The following is a 19,508-nucleotide window of genomic DNA, read 5'->3' as shown; positions in this document are numbered from 1 at the left end:
GAGAAGGCCCGAGAAGGCCCGAGAAGTCCGAGAAGGCCGGGACACCGGAGCGACCGGGACGGCCGGGAAGTTCCGAGGAGACGGAGGAGAACCACCATGGCGAATTCGTTCGAAGCCAACCCCTATGTGACCCGCAGGGGCGCCCAGCTCCTGGCGGACATCGCCGACCACGCCAACGCCCTGGTCGACGACCTGGAGCACCACAGGACGACGCTCACCGGCTGGGCGGGCACCGACGACGACTACGCCGAGACGGTCGGCCCGCAGATCAAGCGGAACTACCGGCAGACCCTCACCTCCGGCCAGCAGGTCGTCGAGGCCATCGTCGGCATCGTCGGCAACACCGCGGGCACCGCGCGACACGTCGAACGGGCGCAGAACGAGGCGTACGACGGCATCGCGGCCGAAGAGGCCCAGTACGGCAGGCACTGAGAGCGGGAATCGGACCATGGGTGATCTGAGGGTCTCGGAGGCGATGAATGCTGTTCTGATCGTGTTGATCGGCACGGGGTTTCCGCAGGCGAGCGAGACGAAGGCGAGGCTCTCCAGTCAGGAGCTGGCCGAGTTCGGGCGGCGGATGCGGAAGCTCGAGGAGGACATCGGGTACTCGGTGGCGCACATCGGCGATTCGCTGCCGGGTGACGCGGGCCGTGAGTACGTGCGGGCGATGTCGGTGCTGACGGGGGCGGACGGGGGGACGAACTACCTGCGGGAGTACGAGCGGAGCCTGCGGAACGTGGCGGCGGGTCATCGTGACCAGTCGTTGAACATCCAGGAGAGCAAGTGGCAGATCGTCGCCGAGCTGATCCGGCTGCTGATCGAGCTGGCGATCCTGGCGGCGACGGCGTGGATCAATCCGGCGGCGGCGGGTCAGGCGGCGGAGGCGAAGGCCCGCTCGACGGCGGTGTTCCTGACGGTGCTGGATCTGTTCCTGCGGCGGACGCATCTGCTGCCGAGTCTGAGCGAGGCGCTGGAGGAGGCGTTCCAGACGCTGGTGGTGCGGCTGGGGCTGATGGCGTTCAACGATCCGGACATGCGGCCGTCGGGGGTGGACTGGCGGGCGGTGTGGCAGAGCGCGGCGTTCGGTGGTGCGGCGGGGTGGCTGTCGGGTCCGCTGCGGGGGTTGGCGGACCGGTTCAACGGGCTGTTCACGCGGAGTGAGACGCGGGGGCTGTTCAAGGACGTGTCCGAGGACGTGCTGTCGAAGTCGGGGCGGGATCTGCCGGCCGCCGGGACGGGGAACACGTCGCGGTCGTTCGGGCAGTGGCTGGCGTCGTCGCCGCGGCGGATCTCGGAAGGCATCGCGGACGGGTTGACGGAGGCGTTGCCGGAGGCGGCGCTGATGGCGTTGTTCTACGGTGCGCCGTTCTCGCCGACGGCGTTCCTGAACACGTTCTGGATGTCGGCGGTGAGTGAGCAGACGACGAGCATGCTGGGCGACGCGGTCAGCGGCGGCGTCGGCACCGTCCGCCAGGCGTACGACGGTTCGGACCTGGAGGCCAGGACGACCGGGACGACGGTCGCGCCGGGAAGCCCGGTCCCCACGTCGTCCCGCGGCACGGGCTCCACGACGACCCGCGGCGCAAGCACCACCCCGGCCGTGAGCGCCAAGACCCGCGCGAACCTCGGCACGGACGTCAACGCCGTCGACGTACTCGACCGCGTGGGCGCACCCGGCGTCACCGCTCCCCGCGTCACCGCGCCCACCGGCACCGGCGCGACGGACACCGAGTCGGCGCACGCCCCCCGGACGACCGGCGGCACGGGCACCCGGCCCGTCACGGAACGGGCCGTACCCGGCGAGAACCAGGAGACCGGACAGACGCCGGACACCGACCGGACCGGCACCCCGACGGAACCGGCCGAGGAGGAGGCCGCGACCCAGGTCACCCCGACGCCGATCACGACACCTCCCCCCACGACAACTCCCCCCACGACAACTCCCCACACGACCACTCCGGTCACCACGGCGACGACCACGACACCCGCCACCCCCGGCACCGCTCCGACGACCGGGAGCACACCCCCGCCGGACCCCCGCGGCACGGCCGCCCCCGCGAACGAGGCGGGCCGGGGCACCGCCGCCACGCCTCCCGGCCGTACCGCCGCGGGCCCGGACACCGCCCGCGCCACGACCACCACCTCGACCCCGGGGACGACCACGACGTCCGGGGACCCCGCCGCCGAGCCCTCCTGGGACGGCCTGCGCGAGCAACTCGCCGACACCTGGGCGGCGGACAGGCCGCGCCCGAACGACATCACCACCGCCCACAACATCGTCCGCACGCACCAGAAGCTCGCGGAGTTCGCGCCCGCCCGGCAGCCCGACTTCGCGACCCTGGACCCCGGTCACCTCGCCGTCTACGCGGTCGCCCTGGACCTGCGGGCCCACGGCGACATCGTTCAGGCCGAGGCGCTGTCCCGTGAGCTCGCCCAGGGGCGGCCCCGCGCGGAACGCGCCTACCTGCCCGGCGGCAGCGGCCGGGGAGCCTCCGGACGGCAGTACGGCGCGTCCGGCAGCGGCAGCGGCGACGCGAGCACGTCCGGCGGCCGGACCCGCCCGGAGCGTACGAAGGGCCCCCGCGGCCCGCGCACCCCGCAGACGTCCGGCGACACCGACGCCAGGACGGTCGTGGAACCCGCCCGGCCCACCGCGACCACGACGACCTCCACACCGCTTCCGTCCGCCGTTCCCACCACCTCGACCTCGTCCGGCACGGACCCGGTCCGCCCCGGCGGCATCCGCAGCCTGCCCGCCGTCCCCCTCCCCGCGCAGTCCAGGACCGCCACCGACTCCGCGACGCCCGGCACCACCGGCCCCGTCGCCCCCGAGGCCCCCAAGGCCCCCGAGGCCCCCAAGGCTTCCACCACGACCTCCAGCACGTCGTCCGAGACGGCCGCGAGCGTCGGCCGGGGCAGGACGCGGCAGCCCCTCATGGGCGCCCGGCCGCGCCCGGCCGCGTCCACCAGCACCTCCCGCAGCCGCCCCGACGCCGCAGCCCCGGCCCTTCCGCGGCCCGACCGCTCGCTGCCGGGACACGCGCCCCGCGAGGTGTTCCGCACGGTCGCCGTGGACGACCGCCCCTTCGAGGTGCTGCGGGTGGAACCGAACGGCGAGTGCTTCATGACCTCGATGCTCGCCGGTGCCTCCCGGCAGCTGACCGGTTCCCCGCTGAGCGACCTGACCGTACGGCAGTTGCGCGACCGGGTGGGAGACTGGCTCACCGGGAGCGACCCGAGGGCCGTGGCGCGGCGCGCGGAGCTGGACTCCGGTCCCTCGTCCCTGCGGATCCTCGTCAACGACCTCACCCTCAACCAGCTCCAGGACCTCCTCGGGCACCGGGCGCCGCAGCCCACGCCCGAGCAACTCCGCCGCATCGACCAGGACCTGGGCCGCCCGCAGTATGTGAACGAGCTGAAGCGCCGGATCGCCGACCCCGCCGACCGCACGATCGTCGGCGACTTCACCGCGGGCATGGCCGCGGCGCTGCTGCCCGGGTTCACCCCGGACCCCGCCCTGATCCGCGACCAGGACCGCGCGCGTCTCGTGGAGGACCTGAAGCTCGCCTCCCTGCGGGAGGAGGCCGACCGCGTGCTCGCCACGGTCACCCCGCGCAGCCAGGCCCTCTACGCCGAGCTGATCAGCCCGCACGGGGGGCTGACCCGGATGTTCCCCCGCCTCCAGGACATGCACGGGCTCACGCCGAGCGCCGCCGCCGACCGTGCCGTACGGAACGTCGACATGTGGACGACACCGTTCTACGACCAGGTGCCGGCGCTCACCGCGCTGGCCCTCGACCTGAACATCGTCGCCGTACAGCCGGTGGAGGGGCTCGACGACCTCGCCTTCGCCAACCCCCTGAACCCGTCCGCCGCGCACACCCTGCACCTCTTCTACGAGGGCCGCAACCACTACTCGGCGATGAACCCGATCGGCGCGGCCCCGGTGATGATCACCGACCGGACTGTGACGACCGACAGCCCGCTGGACACCCTGCCGCCCGCGGCCCCCTGGTCGACGACGGCCCACGCGGCCCCGCCCGGCCGTCCCGAACTGGCTCCCTTGGTCGAGGTGTTGCGCGGTCACGGCGCCAGCGACCAACTGCTCGCCCGGCTCGACGACCTCTCACCCGAGACCGCGGGCCTCCTCGCCGCCCTGGCCCCGCCCGCACCGGGCGACGGCAACCCGACGCCGGAACAGCCGTCCGCGCGGGACGGTGACGCTACGACCCCGGGACGGCCGTCCGCGCGGGACGGTGACGCTACGACCCCGGGACAGCCGTCCGCGTCACGGGGTGACGGTACGACTCCCGGACAGCCGTCCGCCGAGGTCCTCGCGGCCGCCTCGTCCGCCCGCAGACGCCGTGACGAGGCCAGGACCGCGACCGCCGCCCCGCGTCCGGAACCCCTCGTGCTCACCTTCGCCGCCCGTGACACCGCCCTCGGCCCCGACCAGCGGCGGGAGCTGGACGTCCTCGTCGAACTGGTCGCGGAACAGGCGCTGACCAACACCATGCTGGGACAGCCGCTGCCCGTGCTGACCGTGGAGGTGCTGTCCCCCAAGCGGTCGCGCTTCACGCTGACCGGCACCGGCACCAAGGACGTGGGGGCGCTCCGCACACGGGCCGCCGTGGAGTACGTCCGCGCCGGGCTCGGTCAGGTCCTGGCGGACCGGCAGCCCGCGTACCGCACCCACCCCGTCACCGCCGGCGACTTCCGCGTCGAGACCCGGGAGCAGGGCCGCGACACGGCACCGGACCCGGCCGGGCGGACCGGGCGGGCGCCGACCGCGAACACCGTACGGATCACCGTCGACTTCAGCCCGCCGCTCAACCTGGAGCAGGAGACACTGCGACCGGACGTGCTGAGCACCGAGTGGGGGCAGCACGAGAACGCGGTCAACCCGAGTCGCCACGCGGCCCTTCAGATGGCCGCCGAGATCGTCCGCAAGCACCTGCGCCTCGCCGGGTTCCGGGAGGACGAGAGCCCCGACTTCGGGGACCTGCCGCTCTCCCACCGCGCCGTGTACGGCGTCGCCGCCGCCATCCTGCGCGACCCCCTGAAGATCGCCGACACCGACGACCTGGCCCGCACCTTCGCGGAACACCAGCCCGGTCCCGAGTCCCGGGCCCCGCGCACCGGGGCTCCCGCGGGCAAGCGCTCCACCGGCGAGCAGCCCTCCGGGAAGCGCGCGGCGGGTGGGCAGTCCGGCGGGCGGTCCGGTGGGCGGTCCGATCAGGGCCCGGCCGGTGAACGGCCGTCCTCCAAGCGCCCGTTCGGCAGTGGCGGCCTCCCCGCCCCGCCCCCCGTCCCCGGCGGTACGGCCTTCACCACCACCGGCACCGCGCACCTCGCGTCGGCGACCGTCCCGCCCCGCGTCGTCCTCCCCGCCGCCGTCCCGGACCTGGGGGGCCTGCGCGGCCTCGCCCTGCCCCTCGTCCACATGACACCCGCCGACCGCCGCGACGCCCTGCTGTCGATGACCCCCGACGAACGCCGACGGATCGCCCAAGACCCGCTCCTGGTAGACAAGTTGAGCCGTTCCCTGTCCGAGGACGACTTCGCCGCGACCGCCGCCGTCCTCCTGGTCGAGGTGGCACCCGGCCTCGACCAGCCCGTGTCCGCACGGCAGGAGGCGCACCGGCTGCTCGCCGCCCTGCTGCGGGACCCCAGGACCGCCGCCCGCGTGCTGCTCAGCGGCGCCCGGGTCACCGTCCTCCCCAAGGACGTCCCCCTCACCCGGGTGGAGCCGTTCACCGCCCTGGCCGGACGGGTGCTGTCCGGCGGGCGGGTCTGGGACGACGTACGCGGAAGGTCCTCCCTGGACCCCGCCGACAAGCACACCGCGATCAGCGAGGAGAACCTCCTCGGCACCCTCTCCGCCCTGCCGGGCAGCGCGTACGCCGACGGCTATTCGAGCGCCGCCCACGAACTCGTCCACATGATCCACACGCACGGCCTCGACGACGCCCAACGCGCCCTCATCGAGACCTCCTTCGCCGAGCGGCTCGCCGAGGGACCCGACGCGCCCTGGCCCGACGGCCCGCGCCGGCACGTGAACGGCACCCCCGTCGACAACTACTCCTCCACCGACCCCTACGAGTACTTCGCCCAGCTCAGCAACGCCTACCAGGGCGTCAACACCGGCTTCGACGCCGCCACCGGACAGCCCCGCAACAACGGCCGGCAGTGGGTGCTCGGCAACGAGGAGACCCTGAAGGACCTCCTCGAACGCCTCTACGGCACCACCCCCACGCTCCTGAGGACCGGCCCCGCCAACCCGGTCGAGGCCACCCGGGAGGAGGCCGACCTCTACGCGGCCGTCGGCCGCCTCCACCCCGAGCTGACCCCGATGCACCACGCGCCGCCGCCGGCCGACACCAAGGTGGGCGAACTGACCCGCTGGCACGGCCCGTTGACCGACGCACAGGAACAGCAGGTACGCGACCGGGTCACCGCGTTCACGCGGACCGCGCGGCTGAGCGCCGTCCGGATCGTGCACGACCGGCTGAGCAAGCGCGCCGCCCGGCTGGAGGGCACCCGCTTCCACGCCGAGGCCGCGCGGCTGCGGGACTGGGTGCGGGAGGAGCTGCGCCACGCGTCCGGCGCCGCGCACATCGGGACCGCGCCCAAGACCGTCAACTTCTTCTGGGTCGGCCGCCCGCTGTCCCCCGCCGCCGTCGCCAACATCCTGTCCTGGTCCGAGGCGGCCCGCGACCACGGCTGGACCGTCCAGCTGTGGTCGGACACCACCCCGGTCACGATGGCCGGCGAATCCACCGAGAAGCCGCTGAGCACCTGGGACGAGGAGACCGCCGCGGCCTTCCGGTCCGCCGGCATCAGATTCCGGGCGGTCCGCGACCTGTTCCCGCAGGACCGGCCCACGACCGACGACGACCCCGGCTTCCAGCTCGTCAACCAGCGGCTGCGCAAGCTCCGCACCCTCTACGACACCGCCCGCACCCTCCCCACGGCGTTCCCGGTCGCCTCCGACGCCACCCGGCTGGCCATCCTGCTGTACGAGGGCGGCACCTACGCGGACGTCGACCTCGAACCCGGCACGGTCGACCTGTTCTCCGACGCGCGCAGGATGGGCCGCTCCGACATCCCGCTCATCGGCCCCATGTTCCGCGACCAGCGCAGCTTCCGTGAGCAGCGCGAGGAGTTCGCCCGCGAACTCGGCGTGCGCCCGGAGGAGTTGAGCACGGTGGACGTCGCGTCGCACGCCATGCGGCACGGACGGTTCGGCAACGCGCTGATGTCGACGGTGCCCGAGTCGTCGTTCTTCCGGCGGGTGATCGACGCGATCGACGACGGCATCCTCGGCTGGAACGCGGAGGAACTGGCGGCGGGCGGCGCCTTCCTGACCGGCCCGCTGACCCTCACCAAGGCCGCCGTCGACCAGACCGCCACCTACGGCCTCGGCGACGTCGACGGCACCGAGCACGGCGCCGCGATGGACCCCTACGAGATCGCCCGCTGGGCGCACGTCGGCTATCTCACCGAGGAGAGCGAGAACCAGGTCGACCGCGCGGCCCCGGCGGCCGTACCGGCGAGCGGACCGGCGGGCCCCCCGCTCCCGGGCCAGCTCCCGCCCCCGCCCCCGCAGTCGACCACCTCCTCGGACGGGGGCGGCTCCTCCCACGGCGAGCACGCGGCCGGGTTCTTCGACGGGACGGACGACGACGGCTTCGGTGAGGCGGGTGACGACGCCTTCGGCGGGGCCGGTTCGCCCGGCGAGGAGTCCGAGCCCGACCTCCCGCCGGTCACATCCGAGACCGCCGCCGCGGCCGTCCGCACCTGGACGGCCGACGGCTCGCTCGTCCGGCTCTCCGCCGAGCACCGGGCCCTGCTCGGCCAGGACACGGCGTTCCAGCAGGCGGCGAGCGCCGGTCTGCCCGTCCACGAGTACGCGCGGTTCGCGGCCCAGCTCATGGTCGACGTACCGCCGCAGGTGGTCCAGCCGGTCGCGGCCCGCGAGGCGGCCCACGTCGTGGTCGCCCGGATGCTGCGCAACCCCCGTGTGGCGCGCGCCCTGTTGGCGGCGGGACTGCGGGTGCGCGTGCTGGGAAGGGACACCCGGCTCACCGACCTGGAGGAGTTCGAGGACCAGAAGGGCACGGTGACCCCCGACGGCCATGAGATGGACGAGGTCCGCGGTGTCCAGGTGGGCGCCCTCGTCGTCGTCCCCGAGGAGAACCTGATCGGCGGGAGCAGCTTCGGCAAGGACGTGCCGCACGGGCACTCCACGACCACGCACGAGATGGCGCACGCCATCCACACGCTCGTCCTCGACGACGCCGAGAGCGCCGGGATCGAGGCCGCCTACCGGGCCCGCCGCGACGCCGGGGCCGACACCGCCTGGCCGGACGGCATCCGCCGCGACCTGGTCGACAACGTGCGGGACAACTACGCCTCCAGCAGCGTCCACGAGTACTTCGCCCAGCTCACCAACGCCTACCTCGGCGTGAACCGGGGCATCGACCCGGACACCCAGCGCCCCCGCGAGAACGGCCCGGCCTGGGCGGCCCTGAACGAACCCGAACTGCGCGACCTCCTCCATGACCTCTACGGCCCCGTCGAGGAGGTGGGGATCGGCGCGCCCGTCAACCCCGTCGACCAGGTCCGGGAGGAGACCCGCGGACTGGACGGCGTACGCACCCTGTTCGGCGGCGCGGCCGACACCGCCGACATCACCGACGCCCCCGACATCGACGACGTGGACGGCGTCCTGCGCGCCGTACGCTCCGACGCGGTGGCACCCGCGAGCGCCGATCAGGTGAAGGCCACCGTCGCGCAGGCGGCCCCCGCCGCCCGGGCGGCGATCCTGGACGCCCTCCCGCCCGAGCACCGCCGCTGGCTGGCGCTCGACCGCGACTTCGTGGCCGGCCTCCGGGACCGGCAGACCCCCGAGGAGTTCGCCGACACCGCCGCGCACCTGATGGTGGACGTGCCCGGCACGGACACCCGGGCCGACGACCTCCGCGAAGCGGCCCGGGCGGTCCTCTTCCCGCTGCTCAGGAACCCCGACGTCGCGGCACGGCTGCTCGCCGAGGGCGTGTCCCTGACGGCGCCGCCGTCCCGCCGGGGCATCACCGCCCTCGCCCCGTTCCGGCACCTCAAGGGGGTCAGGACGAGCCGCGGCACGTCCTACGACCGGGTCCGTGAGCTGAGCGCCGCCAGGACCACCGTGCTCACCCCGCGGGCCCTCGAAGCGTGGGCGGACGACGACACGACCCTGGACCGCGGCGAGGCGGTCGTCGCCACGGCCCGCACCGTGTTCACCCTCGGCCTGCCGGAGGAGGACATGCGCCTGGTGCGCTCCGCCTTCCGGGCCCGCCGCGCCGCCGGGCCCGACGCCCCCTGGCCGGACGGCGTCCGCCGCGACCGCTCCGGCACCCTCGCCGACCCCTACTCCACCACCGACGAGGCCGCCTACTTCGGCCAGTTGACCTCCGTCTACCTCGGCACCAACACCGGCTTCGACCGCGTCACGGGCCGGGCCAGGAACAACGGGGCGGACTGGGTGGCCCAGCACGAACGCCACCTGCTCCCGCTCCTCCAGCGCCTCTACGGCCCCGCTCCCGCGGACCGCGGGGGCGACACCGACTCCCCGCCGCCCGTCCACGCGGCCCCGATCGCCAGCCAGTCCGACAGCGCGGGCACCCGGCACACCCCCGCCCCGGTCACGCCCCAGCAGGCCGCCGACGCCCAACGCGCACGGGCCGTACAGTCGCTGACCAGCCTCGCCGCCCAGGGCCGGGCCACGGAGCTGCGGACGGACGTCCGCGTCCGTATGGCCACCGACGCCGTGATCGTCGGACAGCTCAAGGCGACGCTGGAGCCCACCGCATTCGCCTCGCTCGCCGCCCAGCTGATGGTCGACGTGGCCGAGGGGGAGTCCCGGTCCGCCGAGGCGCGGGCGACGGCGGTCCGGCAGGTCGCGGCGTCGCTGGCCGACCCCGACACGGCGGCACGCCTGCTCGCCCAGGGCACGCGCGTGACGGTACGGCTCGGCCGGGCGTCGCGCACCACGCCCACCGGTCCGGCCGTGACCCGGGGCCCGAACGGCCGGCCCGTCATCGCCCTCACCGAGGACGGCCTCTTCGGACCGGCGGGGGAGGACACGCCGGCGCCCTCCCACCCCGCCACCGACTCCACCCCCGCGACGGTCCACGCGATGGCCCACGCCCTGCACCGGCACGCCCTGGACGAGACGGCCCGCGCCACCCTCAGCGCGGCCTATCTGGCCCGGCGGTTCGCGGGAGCGGACGCCCTCTGGCCCGACGGCGTCCGCCGCACCACCCCCACCACCCCCGCCGCCACCCCCGGGAGCACCCCCGCCCACACGTCCGTCGAGGAGTACTTCGCCCGGCTCAGCGCGGTCTACCTGGGCGTGAACACCGGCACCGACCCCCTCACCGGGCAACCGGCACCGAACGGCGCCGCCTGGATCGCCGAGCACGACCCGCGGGTGCTGACCGTCCTCCAGACCGTCTACGGCCGGACCGCGTCCGGCACGGACACCGAGGCCGTCGCCGAACGGGTCCGCACCGTGCTGGACCTGGCGCGGCTGGGCACCCTGTCCTGGCTGAGCCCGGCGCGGCGGCGCCGGCTGGCCACCGATCCCGAGCTGGTCGACGCCCTCGCCGCCTCCGTGACATCGGCGGAGGAGTTCGCCGGCATCGCGGCCCAGCTCATCGTGGACGTACCGCCGCAGGTGCAGCGCCCCGTCTCCGCGCGGCACGCCGCCCACGCGCAGATCGCCAGGCTGCTGCGCGACCCGGCGGTCGCGGCGCGCGTCCTCACGAGCGGCGCGCACGTGGTCCTGGTGGCCAGGGGCCTGCCCCTGACGAGCCTGCCGGAGATCGCCCCCTTCCGGGACGCGAGCACCACCCGCGGCGACGCCCTCGACGACATCCGCGGTGCCAACATCGGCACGGTGGTGGCCGTTCCGGAGGAGAACCTGCTCGGCGAGAGCCCCGACATACCCGGACTCTTCCCCGCCCCCGAGGGCTACTCGTACACCGTGCACGAGACGGCCCACGCCGTGCACCACCACGGCCTGGACGCCGCCGACAAGGCGCTCGTGCACGCCGCCTACCTCGCCCTGCTCGACAAGGGCAGCGACGGGGTGTGGCCCGACGGCATCCGGCGGGACGAGGACGGCAACCCCGTCGACAACTACTCCGCGACGAACGAGTACGAGTTCTTCGCCCAGCTGACCAACCTCTACCTGGGCGTGAACACCGGCCGTGACCCCTACACGGGGCGGAGCAGACGGAACGGCGCCGCATGGGTGGAGGAGAACGTGCCCGGCCTGTCACGCCTCCTGGAACGGCTCTACGGCCCCGCCGCCACCGCCGCCTTCCCGGGACCCGTCAATCCGCGCGCCGCGACGGACGCGGAGAACGAGGCCTACGCCGGTTTCCGCGCCCTCTTCGGCGCGCCGGAGCCCGCCCCCGCCGAGACGTTCCCGTCCGTGCCCCCCACCACGACGGGCACAGCGCCGACTCCCGTGATCCACGCGGGCCCCCTGGGCACGAAGACCGACGTCTCCGGCGGAACGGCCTTCACCGCCACGGACACCGACTCCACCACCGACAAGGACCTCCCCGCCCTCCCGCCCGCGGACACCGACTCCACCGCCGGCAAGGACCTCCCCGCCCTCCCGTCCCCCGACACCGACAAGGACCTGCCGCCCCGGCCCGACACGGACTCCCCGGCTCCCGCGCACCCGCTCGACCAGCCCCTGACGGTGCACTTCCCGCAGAACTCCCGCACCCCCGCCGACGGCGAACGCCGGGCACTGCGCGAGCTGGCCCGGCGGATCGCGCCGGAGCTGCTGCGCGACCACGCCGCCGAACTCCCCCCGCGCGCCCTGCGGGTGACCGGACGCGGCAACAGCACGGGCCACGCCGGGCTGACCGGACGCGCCCGGGCCAGGAACGTCGCACGGCTCCTGGAGACCTACCTGGCGGCCGAGTTGCGCACCCTCCAGGCGGGCAGCGCCGGGCGCCCGCTGACCACGCGCGACCTCACCCTGGTCTACGGCTACGACGACACCGCCGACCAGCGCCGCATGGATCCGTACCGGCGTCGTACCGCGTCCGTCACCTTCGGCGCCGAGGCGGGCGACAAGGTCGAGTGGACGCCGCTGCGGGAGCCCGCCACCGAGGACCGCCACGAGCGGGCCGAGACACCGACCCGCGTGCTGTTCGGCCGGGGCGAGAAGACGGTGTCGGACCGCGCACGACGGGACATCGCGGACCTGGCCGACCGCATCGCCGTACGGGCCCTGCGCGAACGCCGGCCCGGCGGCCGCCCCACCGCGATCACGGTGAAGGGCGCCGCCAACACGACCCGGGAAAGCGGACTGCTGCGGGCCGCCGACACGAGCGCCGCGCTCAAGTCGGCCTTGGAACGCAGACTCCGCGAACTCCAGCCCGCCGCCCGAACCCCGCTCACCCTCGCCGACTTCACCTTCGAGACGGCCTACGACGACACCCCGAGAGCGCTCTACGAGGACCCGCTGACCCACCGCGCGGCGACGATCACCGTGAACTGGCCGCCTCGGGACGAGGAAACCGGTGACGAGGAGAAGGGCGACGAGCAGGTCCGTGACGAGGAGACCGCCGCCCTGCGGGAGCGCCTAGCCGGGGAATGGCCGCTCGACATCGAGCTCTCCCCACACATCACCGCCGCCCACAACATCGTCCGCACCCACCAGCAACTGGAGCGCTTCGAACCGGAGACCAAGAGCCTGCCCGCCTTCGCCACCATGGATCCGGGGCACTTGGCCGTCTACGCGGTCGCGCTGGACCTGCTGGCCCATGACGACAGGGAGCAGGCCGAGGACCTCTCCCGCCGACTGGCCCAGGGCCGCCCCCGGGCCGAACGCGGCTACCTGGCGGGCGGAATGTTCAAGGGCAAGGCCGGCACGGGAGACAAGGGAAGCAAGGGGGGCAAGGGCCTCTTCGGCGGTCTCCTCGGCAAGAAGGGCGGTGGCGGCGGTTCCGCCCCGCCGCCGCGCGTCACGTACACGGCGGAGTCGAGCAGTCAGAGACTGGGACGGTCCGAGGCGGAGGCGGCCGAGGAATTCCGGAACGCGCCGGACAAGTTCCTCGAGAAGAACGTGCTGCTCCTCCGCATGCACGAGGGACTGCAACTGCGCAACCCCACGCGCGGAGTCGATCCGGACGCCTTCGTGCGGTGGATGGCGGACAAGGACCAGCACTGGTTCGTCCTGGTCACGGATCCGAACCGAACCGGCACCAAGGGCGAGCCGGTGTACATCCTGACCCCGGCGGTGGAGATGTACTGGCACGCGTACGGATCGTTCGACTCTGCTCTGCAGACGATGATGCAGGGTCGTACCCCGCCCCGGATGCGTGATGAGAAGGGCTACCTCACCTCGCTCTTCATCCCCTACCTGCCCGGTTCCGCCCATGACACCGACCTGATAGGCCACACGGAGGTACCCATGGCGGGAGCCGTCGCCTCGGGCGGCGCCGACTTCGTCTTCACCCCCGGAATGAACGGCTGCGCCCTGGTGGTGACCGAGAGCGGGATACCGGGCAACTTCACCGCCTGGCACTACCAGTCGCCCGGAAGCCGGTCCAACATCCAGCCGGCTCGGATGTTCCGCAACGAGCACAACGTCCTCGCGTGGTACGGGGACGAGAAGTACATGCCTCCGTTCGAAGACGTCTACGCGGAGGCGACGAACTTCCTGTGGCGGTCCCCGGGCGGAGAATGGCGGATCCTCAGCCAGGAGAACCACACGGCGGCGTCCGGACCGCAGGACTGGGCGAAGATCGAGAAGCTCGGGCAGCAGACGGTCACCACCGCACGCGGATGGCACGAGGTGGCCACGATCTACCAGGGGAGGGCGAACGACCGCCTCGTCCGCGCGCAGCGCGTCCGCCGCGACCACGTCAGCAAGTTCGAGGACAATCCCGACGACGGGTATCTGCTGCGCGCCTTCGACACGATGCTGAAGAACGCCCAGAGAGATGTGACCGCCCTGTCGCGCGTGACCGACCTGCACGGGCTGCAGACCGCCGCCGACGACATGGAGAAACGACTTCGGAAGATCGAGGCCGGTGTCCGGAAGGACCTGGACAGCCATCAGCGTGTGGAAGCGAGCCGCCAGTCGATGTCCGCCAAGGGCAAGACCTCGGACAGACATTCGGGCTCCCGCAACGCGGCCTGGTCGGCCATCGAGGAACTGCTGGACGAACGCATGCGCGTGGACCTGGAACGCGAGCATGAGGCTCTGGAGCGCCGCACGATCCCCGACCCCTCCTACGGCACGAGCGTCTACGACGACTACCCCGAGACCCCCATGGCGGCGCCGTTGCAGGTCCTCAGGACCGTCGGGCTCAGCCCCGCCGAGGGTTCCTGGACCGGTCCGCGCAGGGCCCCGAGGTCCGACTTCTCGCCGCCTCCGGCCCCCTTGTCCCCGGGGCCGGGCGGAGAGCCCGCCTACGGTGCGTGGTACGGGAGTTCACCGAGCCGGTCGACCGGCGGGACCTTCTACACGACCGTGCCGGCGACCCCCTTCCCCTCCGTCACCCCCGGCGCGCCGACCGCCGGGGTGCCCTACCCGACGGTCGACTACGGCCCGCCGTCCGGGACGGTGTCCTACGCGGTGTACGACCCCTCGCCCGTGGCCCCCTCGGCGTACCAGACCCAGCCCCTGACCACGCCGGTACTCACCGTGCCCCCGCAGGGCTGGGGCGGGGCGGTGCCCGGCGGAGGGCAGTTCGTCCTGGCGCCCGCTCCCGCGCCCGCCCTCTCGCGCCGCGGCACCCACGTGTCCGGCGGGACGGTCTACACCGGCCACCCCACCGGTCACCGGACCGGGCACCACACCGGCTACCCGTCGAGCCACCAGCCCCAGCACCGCAGAGGACAGCACACCAGGCACACCACGTGGGCACCGCCCGGCCGACCGCGCTTCGGCACACCGCCCCCGCCGGATCAGGACGAGGACTACTGACCCCGGCGGACAGCGGGCGCCCCCGTCCCGACAACCATCAGACGACCACCAGAGGAACCAGCCCATGACGAACGACACCGACGTCCCGACGGAGGAGCCCGAGGACGCGCCTCCGCCGCTCGTCAGCCGCCCGGTCGACCCGGAGGACCTGGCGCGGGACCCCGGCACCGGCGCGCCGATGCCCGACGCGCCCCGGCATGTGGTCGAGGCCGCCGAGGAGGCCCCCGGCCACTGGTTCGGCCTGCCCGACCCCGCCTGGACCGGTGAGTGGCCGCCGCCGGGGTGGACCGTGGTGGGGGAGTGGCGTGCCGACGACACCGGGCAGTTGGTGGAGTGGCGGCACAATCCGGACTACGTACCGTCGCCCACGGCGCGGGGCTGGGCACGGCCGACCGACGCCGTCGACGACGCCGTACAGCGGGCCGCGGCGGGCTACGGCCAGGACGACGAGGTGCCCGACCTGCTGGCCGGGGCCGAGGTCGCGGTCTTCGTCACCCCGGCCGGTGAGCCGGTGACCGCGGTCGCCCCGGACGGCACCCCGGTGGTGCTCGCGTTCACCTCGGAGGCCCATCTGACCGGCGCGGGACGGCTGACGTACGAGATCCACGACGTACCCGACCTCGCGGCCCGCCTCCCCGAGGGCCACCAGCTCTACCTCAACGCCTCGGCCTCGGTGTCGATGTGCGTGGACCCGGAGGCCCTGCGACGGGCGATCGACCGCGCGGACCACCAGACCGAACCCGAGCCCGAAACCGAAACCGAGCCCGAAACCGAACTCGAACCCGAAAACGACCCCGAACCCGAACCCGAAAACGACCCCGAACTCGACTCCGGGGTCTCCGAGGTCGTCCCCGCGGCCCCCCGCGTCGACACCACCGGATCCGCACCCGCGCCCGCGACCGGAACCTCCGCCCCCGACACCTCTCCCGAGCCCGAGCCCGAGCCCGAACCGGCCGCCGAACCCGCTCACGCTCCCGCTCCTGCCCCCACCCCCGGCACCCTCACCCTCGCCGACACCGCGGCCGCCGCGCTGATGTCCCCCTCCTCCCGCTGACGCGCGGAACGCCGTGGCCCGCACCCGGGCCACGGCGTTCCCCGACTCCCCGCGGGGAGGGGTCAGTACGCCGCCAGGTCCTCCGGCAGCAGTGCCTGGAGGTCCTCCAGCCCCGGCGAGGCCATCGCCCCCAGCCGGCGGGCCTGCCCGGTGGTCATCGACTGGAGCAGCTGCCGTGCCGTGCGGGCGTTGCCGAAGGACCGGTCGCGGGGCAGCGCGTCGAGGTGCTCGTACAGCGCCTCGACGGTCTCCGGGCCGCAGGTGTAGCCCGCCTCGGCCGCCTGTGTCCGCACGATGGTCACCAACTCCTCGGTGGAGTAGTCCTCGAAGCGCACATGGCGGGAGAACCGGGAGCCGAGACCGGGGTTGGAGGCGAGGAAGCGGCGCATCTCCTCGGTGTATCCGGCGACGATGACGACGACGTCGTTCCGGTGGTCCTCCATCAGTTTCAGCAGGGTGTCGACGGCTTCCCGGCCGAAGTCGGAGGGCGCGTTCTCGGGCGTCAGCGTGTACGCCTCGTCGATGAACAGCACGCCGCCCAGGGCCCGTTCGAAGACCTCGCGGGTCAACTGGGCGGTGTGGCCGACGTACCGGCCCACCAGGTCGGCGCGCGCCACCTCGACCAGCTGGCCGCGCGGCAGCACGCCGAGGGAGTGCAGCAGGTCGGCGTAGAGCCGGGCCACGGTGGTCTTGCCGGTGCCGGGCGGGCCCGCGAAGACCAGGTGGTGGCTGAGCTTCGGCGCGGGCAGCCCGACGGCCTCCCGCTGCCGGGCCGCCGCCAGCACGCTCACCAGGTCGCCGACCTCCCGCTTGACCGCGTGCAGCCCCACCATGGCGTCCAGTCCCGCGAGCAGGGTCTGCGGATCACGGGCCGCGTCCTGGGGCGTGCCGGTCTCGTCGGCGCCGACGTCGGCGGGCAGCAGCAGCGCCAGGTCGCTCTCCGCCGGATCCACCATCGCCGCCAGACGGACGGCCTGCCGGTCGATCATCTCCTCGAACACCCGGCGGGCCTCACGGCCGTTGCCGAAGGAGGCGTCACGCGGCATCCGCCGGTAGAGCAGGGCGAGCGCCTCCCGGGTGCTCGGATGCAGCTCGTAGCGGTGGGCCGCGCACATGTTCTCCGTGATGGTGACCATGTCCGCGTCGGAGTAGTCGGTGAACTCGATGCTGCGGGTGAACCGCGAGGCCAGACCGGCGTTCGCGCTGAGGAACGACTCCATCTCCGCCGTGTACCCGGCGACCACCACGACGACGTCGTCCCGGTGGTCCTCCATGAGCTTCACCAGGGTGTCGATCGCCTCGCGGCCGAAGTCGGCGCCGGACCCCTTGCTGTCGGACAGCAGGGTGTACGCCTCGTCCACGAACAGCACACCGCCGAGCGCCTCCTTGAACGCCTCGGTCGTCTTGATGGCCGTACCGCCGATGACCTGGGCCACCAGGTCGGCCCGCGACACCTCCACCAGGTGCCCGGAGCGCAGCACGCCGAGCGAGGCGAGGATCCCGCCGTAGAGCCGGGCCACGGTGGTCTTGCCGGTGCCGGGCGGTCCGGCGAAGACCAGGTGGCGGCTCATCGGCGGCACCGGCATGCCCAGCTTCGCGCGCCGCTGCGCCAGCTGGTTGAGGTGGACGAGGGTGGAGACCTGCTGCTTGACGCCCTCCAGGCCGACCAGCGCCTCCAGTTCGGCCATCGGCCCCGAGGCCGGAGCGCCCCGGCCCGCCCCGCCGGGCCCGCCCGCCCCGCCGGACCCGCCCGCGGCGCCGGAGCCCGCCGGTGCCTCCCGGCCGCCGCCGTCGGTGAACGGCGCGCCCCAGGTGTCCGGGGTGGCGTTGTCGTGGCTGGACAGGTCCTCGACGGACAGCCGCTCGCCGGCGCGGGTCTGGCGCAGTCCGGCGCCCCGGTTGTCGCGCACGGTGCAGCCGGTCACGGAGACCGCCTCCGCCGAGTCCACCCGGATGCCGTCGCCGAGGCCGGCCGACGCCTCGCAACCGGAGACGACCGCCCTGCCGCCCGCGGACACCAGGATCCCGTGCGCGCCGGAGCCGGTGATCCGGCAGCGGGTCGCGGCCAGTTCCGCGCCGTCGGCCACGGTGATCCCGGAGCCGGAGCTGCCCTCGACGACGGAGTCCCGGACGGTCACCCGCCCGCCGGCGGCGAGGGTCACGCCCGCCTCGCCCGACCCGAGCAGCCGGCTGTCACCCACATGGAGGCCGCCGCCCTCGGAGACCAGGACCGCGGAGCCCTTCGCGCCCTCGACGCGGCAGCCCTCCAGCCTGCCGCGTCCGCCGTCGCCCACCTCCACGCCGTTCCCGCCCGGCGCGGAGATCACGGCCCTGTGCAGCAGGGGGTTGGCGCCCGAACGCACGGACACGGCGACCCCGGCCGCGTCCGCGACCTCCAGCCGGTCGAACTCGGGGGCGGAGTCGTCCATGACGAGCACGGCGGCCCTCCGGTCGGCGCAGTCCCGCACCACGGCCCGGTCGAAGACGGGCGTCGCGCCCCCGCCCACCCGGATCGCGGAACCGGTCGCCGACAGGAACTCGCACTCCTCGAAGGTCCCCCGGGACCGCTCGTCGACCACGAGTCCGGCCGCCGCCGTCCGCACCGTACGGCAGCGGCGCAGGGTGGGATCGCCGCCCGAGGACACCACGATCCCGGCCTCCGAGGTCCCGGTGACGGTGACGTCCTCCAGGACCGTGCGGGCGGTCGAGGTGACGTAGACGCCGGTGGAGACGTCGCGGACGGTGGTGCGCAGCACCGTGGTGCCGCTCAGGGCCTCCAGGGCGATGCCGGGCTTGTCGGTGGCGGAGATCTCGCAGTCCTCGACCGAGCCCCGCGCCTCGCCGTTGGCGAGCACGCCGTTGCCGCGCGCGTCGCGCAGCCGGCAGTTCCGCACGACCGTGCGGGAACGTTCGCCGAGGACGACCGCGGACGAGCCCAGATGCTCGATCTGGCAGTCCTCGACGACACTGCCGCCCGGCGCGATGTCCACCACTCCCGCGCCCGCCGGATTGGTCACACGGCAGCCCCGCATGGCCAGCGATCCCGACATCCGGGCCAGGACGGCGGCCCAGCCGGAGCCGACCACGGTGCAGCGCTCCAGGGCCACCTGGCCGCGCGGCGCGTCGACCACCGGCACGTCCTCGTCGCCGCCGCGCAGCAGCAGACCGGTGAGCATGACCTCCTCGGCCATGACGGTCACCGCGCTGCCGAGACGCGGACATACCTCGACGCTGTCCCGCTCGCCCTCGGCGACGATCGTCACCCTGGTCCGGATGGTGAGGTTCTCGGCATAGCGTCCGGGGGCCACGCTGATCACGGCTCCCGTGCGCGCCTGCGCCACGGCCGCGCCGATCGTACGGTAGCCGTCCGGGCGTTCCGGGCAGACCATGAGCACCTGCCGTGACACTGTCCAACCTCTCTGAGCCACGTACGCGCGTGCGCGGACGACG

The 19,508-nt window shown here is 73.9% G+C and carries 4 protein-coding genes; 3 read left to right on the top strand and 1 reads right to left on the bottom strand.

From position 1 onward, the window contains the following. Positions 1–96: 96 nt before the first annotated feature. From ACFYWQ_RS29550 to ACFYWQ_RS29540, 3 genes are all read left to right on the top strand, one after another. Positions 97–432: a hypothetical protein gene (locus ACFYWQ_RS29550; RefSeq protein WP_389520475.1), complete on the top strand. Its 336-nt coding sequence runs from the start codon at positions 97–99 to the stop codon at positions 430–432. 16 nt (positions 433–448) lie between these two features. Beyond that, positions 449–15,004 carry a hypothetical protein gene (locus ACFYWQ_RS29545; RefSeq protein ID WP_389520474.1) on the top strand — a complete coding sequence of 4,852 codons (14,556 nt, stop codon included), beginning with the start codon at positions 449–451 and terminating at the stop codon, positions 15,002–15,004. Between the two features lie 64 nt (positions 15,005–15,068). Beyond that, on the top strand, positions 15,069–16,058 hold the full coding sequence (locus ACFYWQ_RS29540) for a type VII secretion system-associated protein (protein ID WP_389520472.1): 990 nt from the start codon (positions 15,069–15,071) through the stop codon (positions 16,056–16,058). A gap of 62 nt (positions 16,059–16,120) precedes the next feature. On the opposite strand, the gene ACFYWQ_RS29535 is transcribed toward ACFYWQ_RS29540, so the two are convergent. Beyond that, on the bottom strand, positions 16,121–19,465 hold the full coding sequence (locus tag ACFYWQ_RS29535) for a right-handed parallel beta-helix repeat-containing protein (RefSeq protein ID WP_389520470.1): 3,345 nt from the start codon (positions 19,463–19,465) through the stop codon (positions 16,121–16,123). Between the last annotated feature and the right edge of the window lie 43 nt (positions 19,466–19,508).

It is taken from the genome of Streptomyces sp. NPDC003247 (assembly GCF_042888135.1).
Classification (GTDB): domain Bacteria; phylum Actinomycetota; class Actinomycetes; order Streptomycetales; family Streptomycetaceae; genus Streptomyces.
This window is presented reverse-complemented; position numbering and strand designations above follow the sequence as displayed.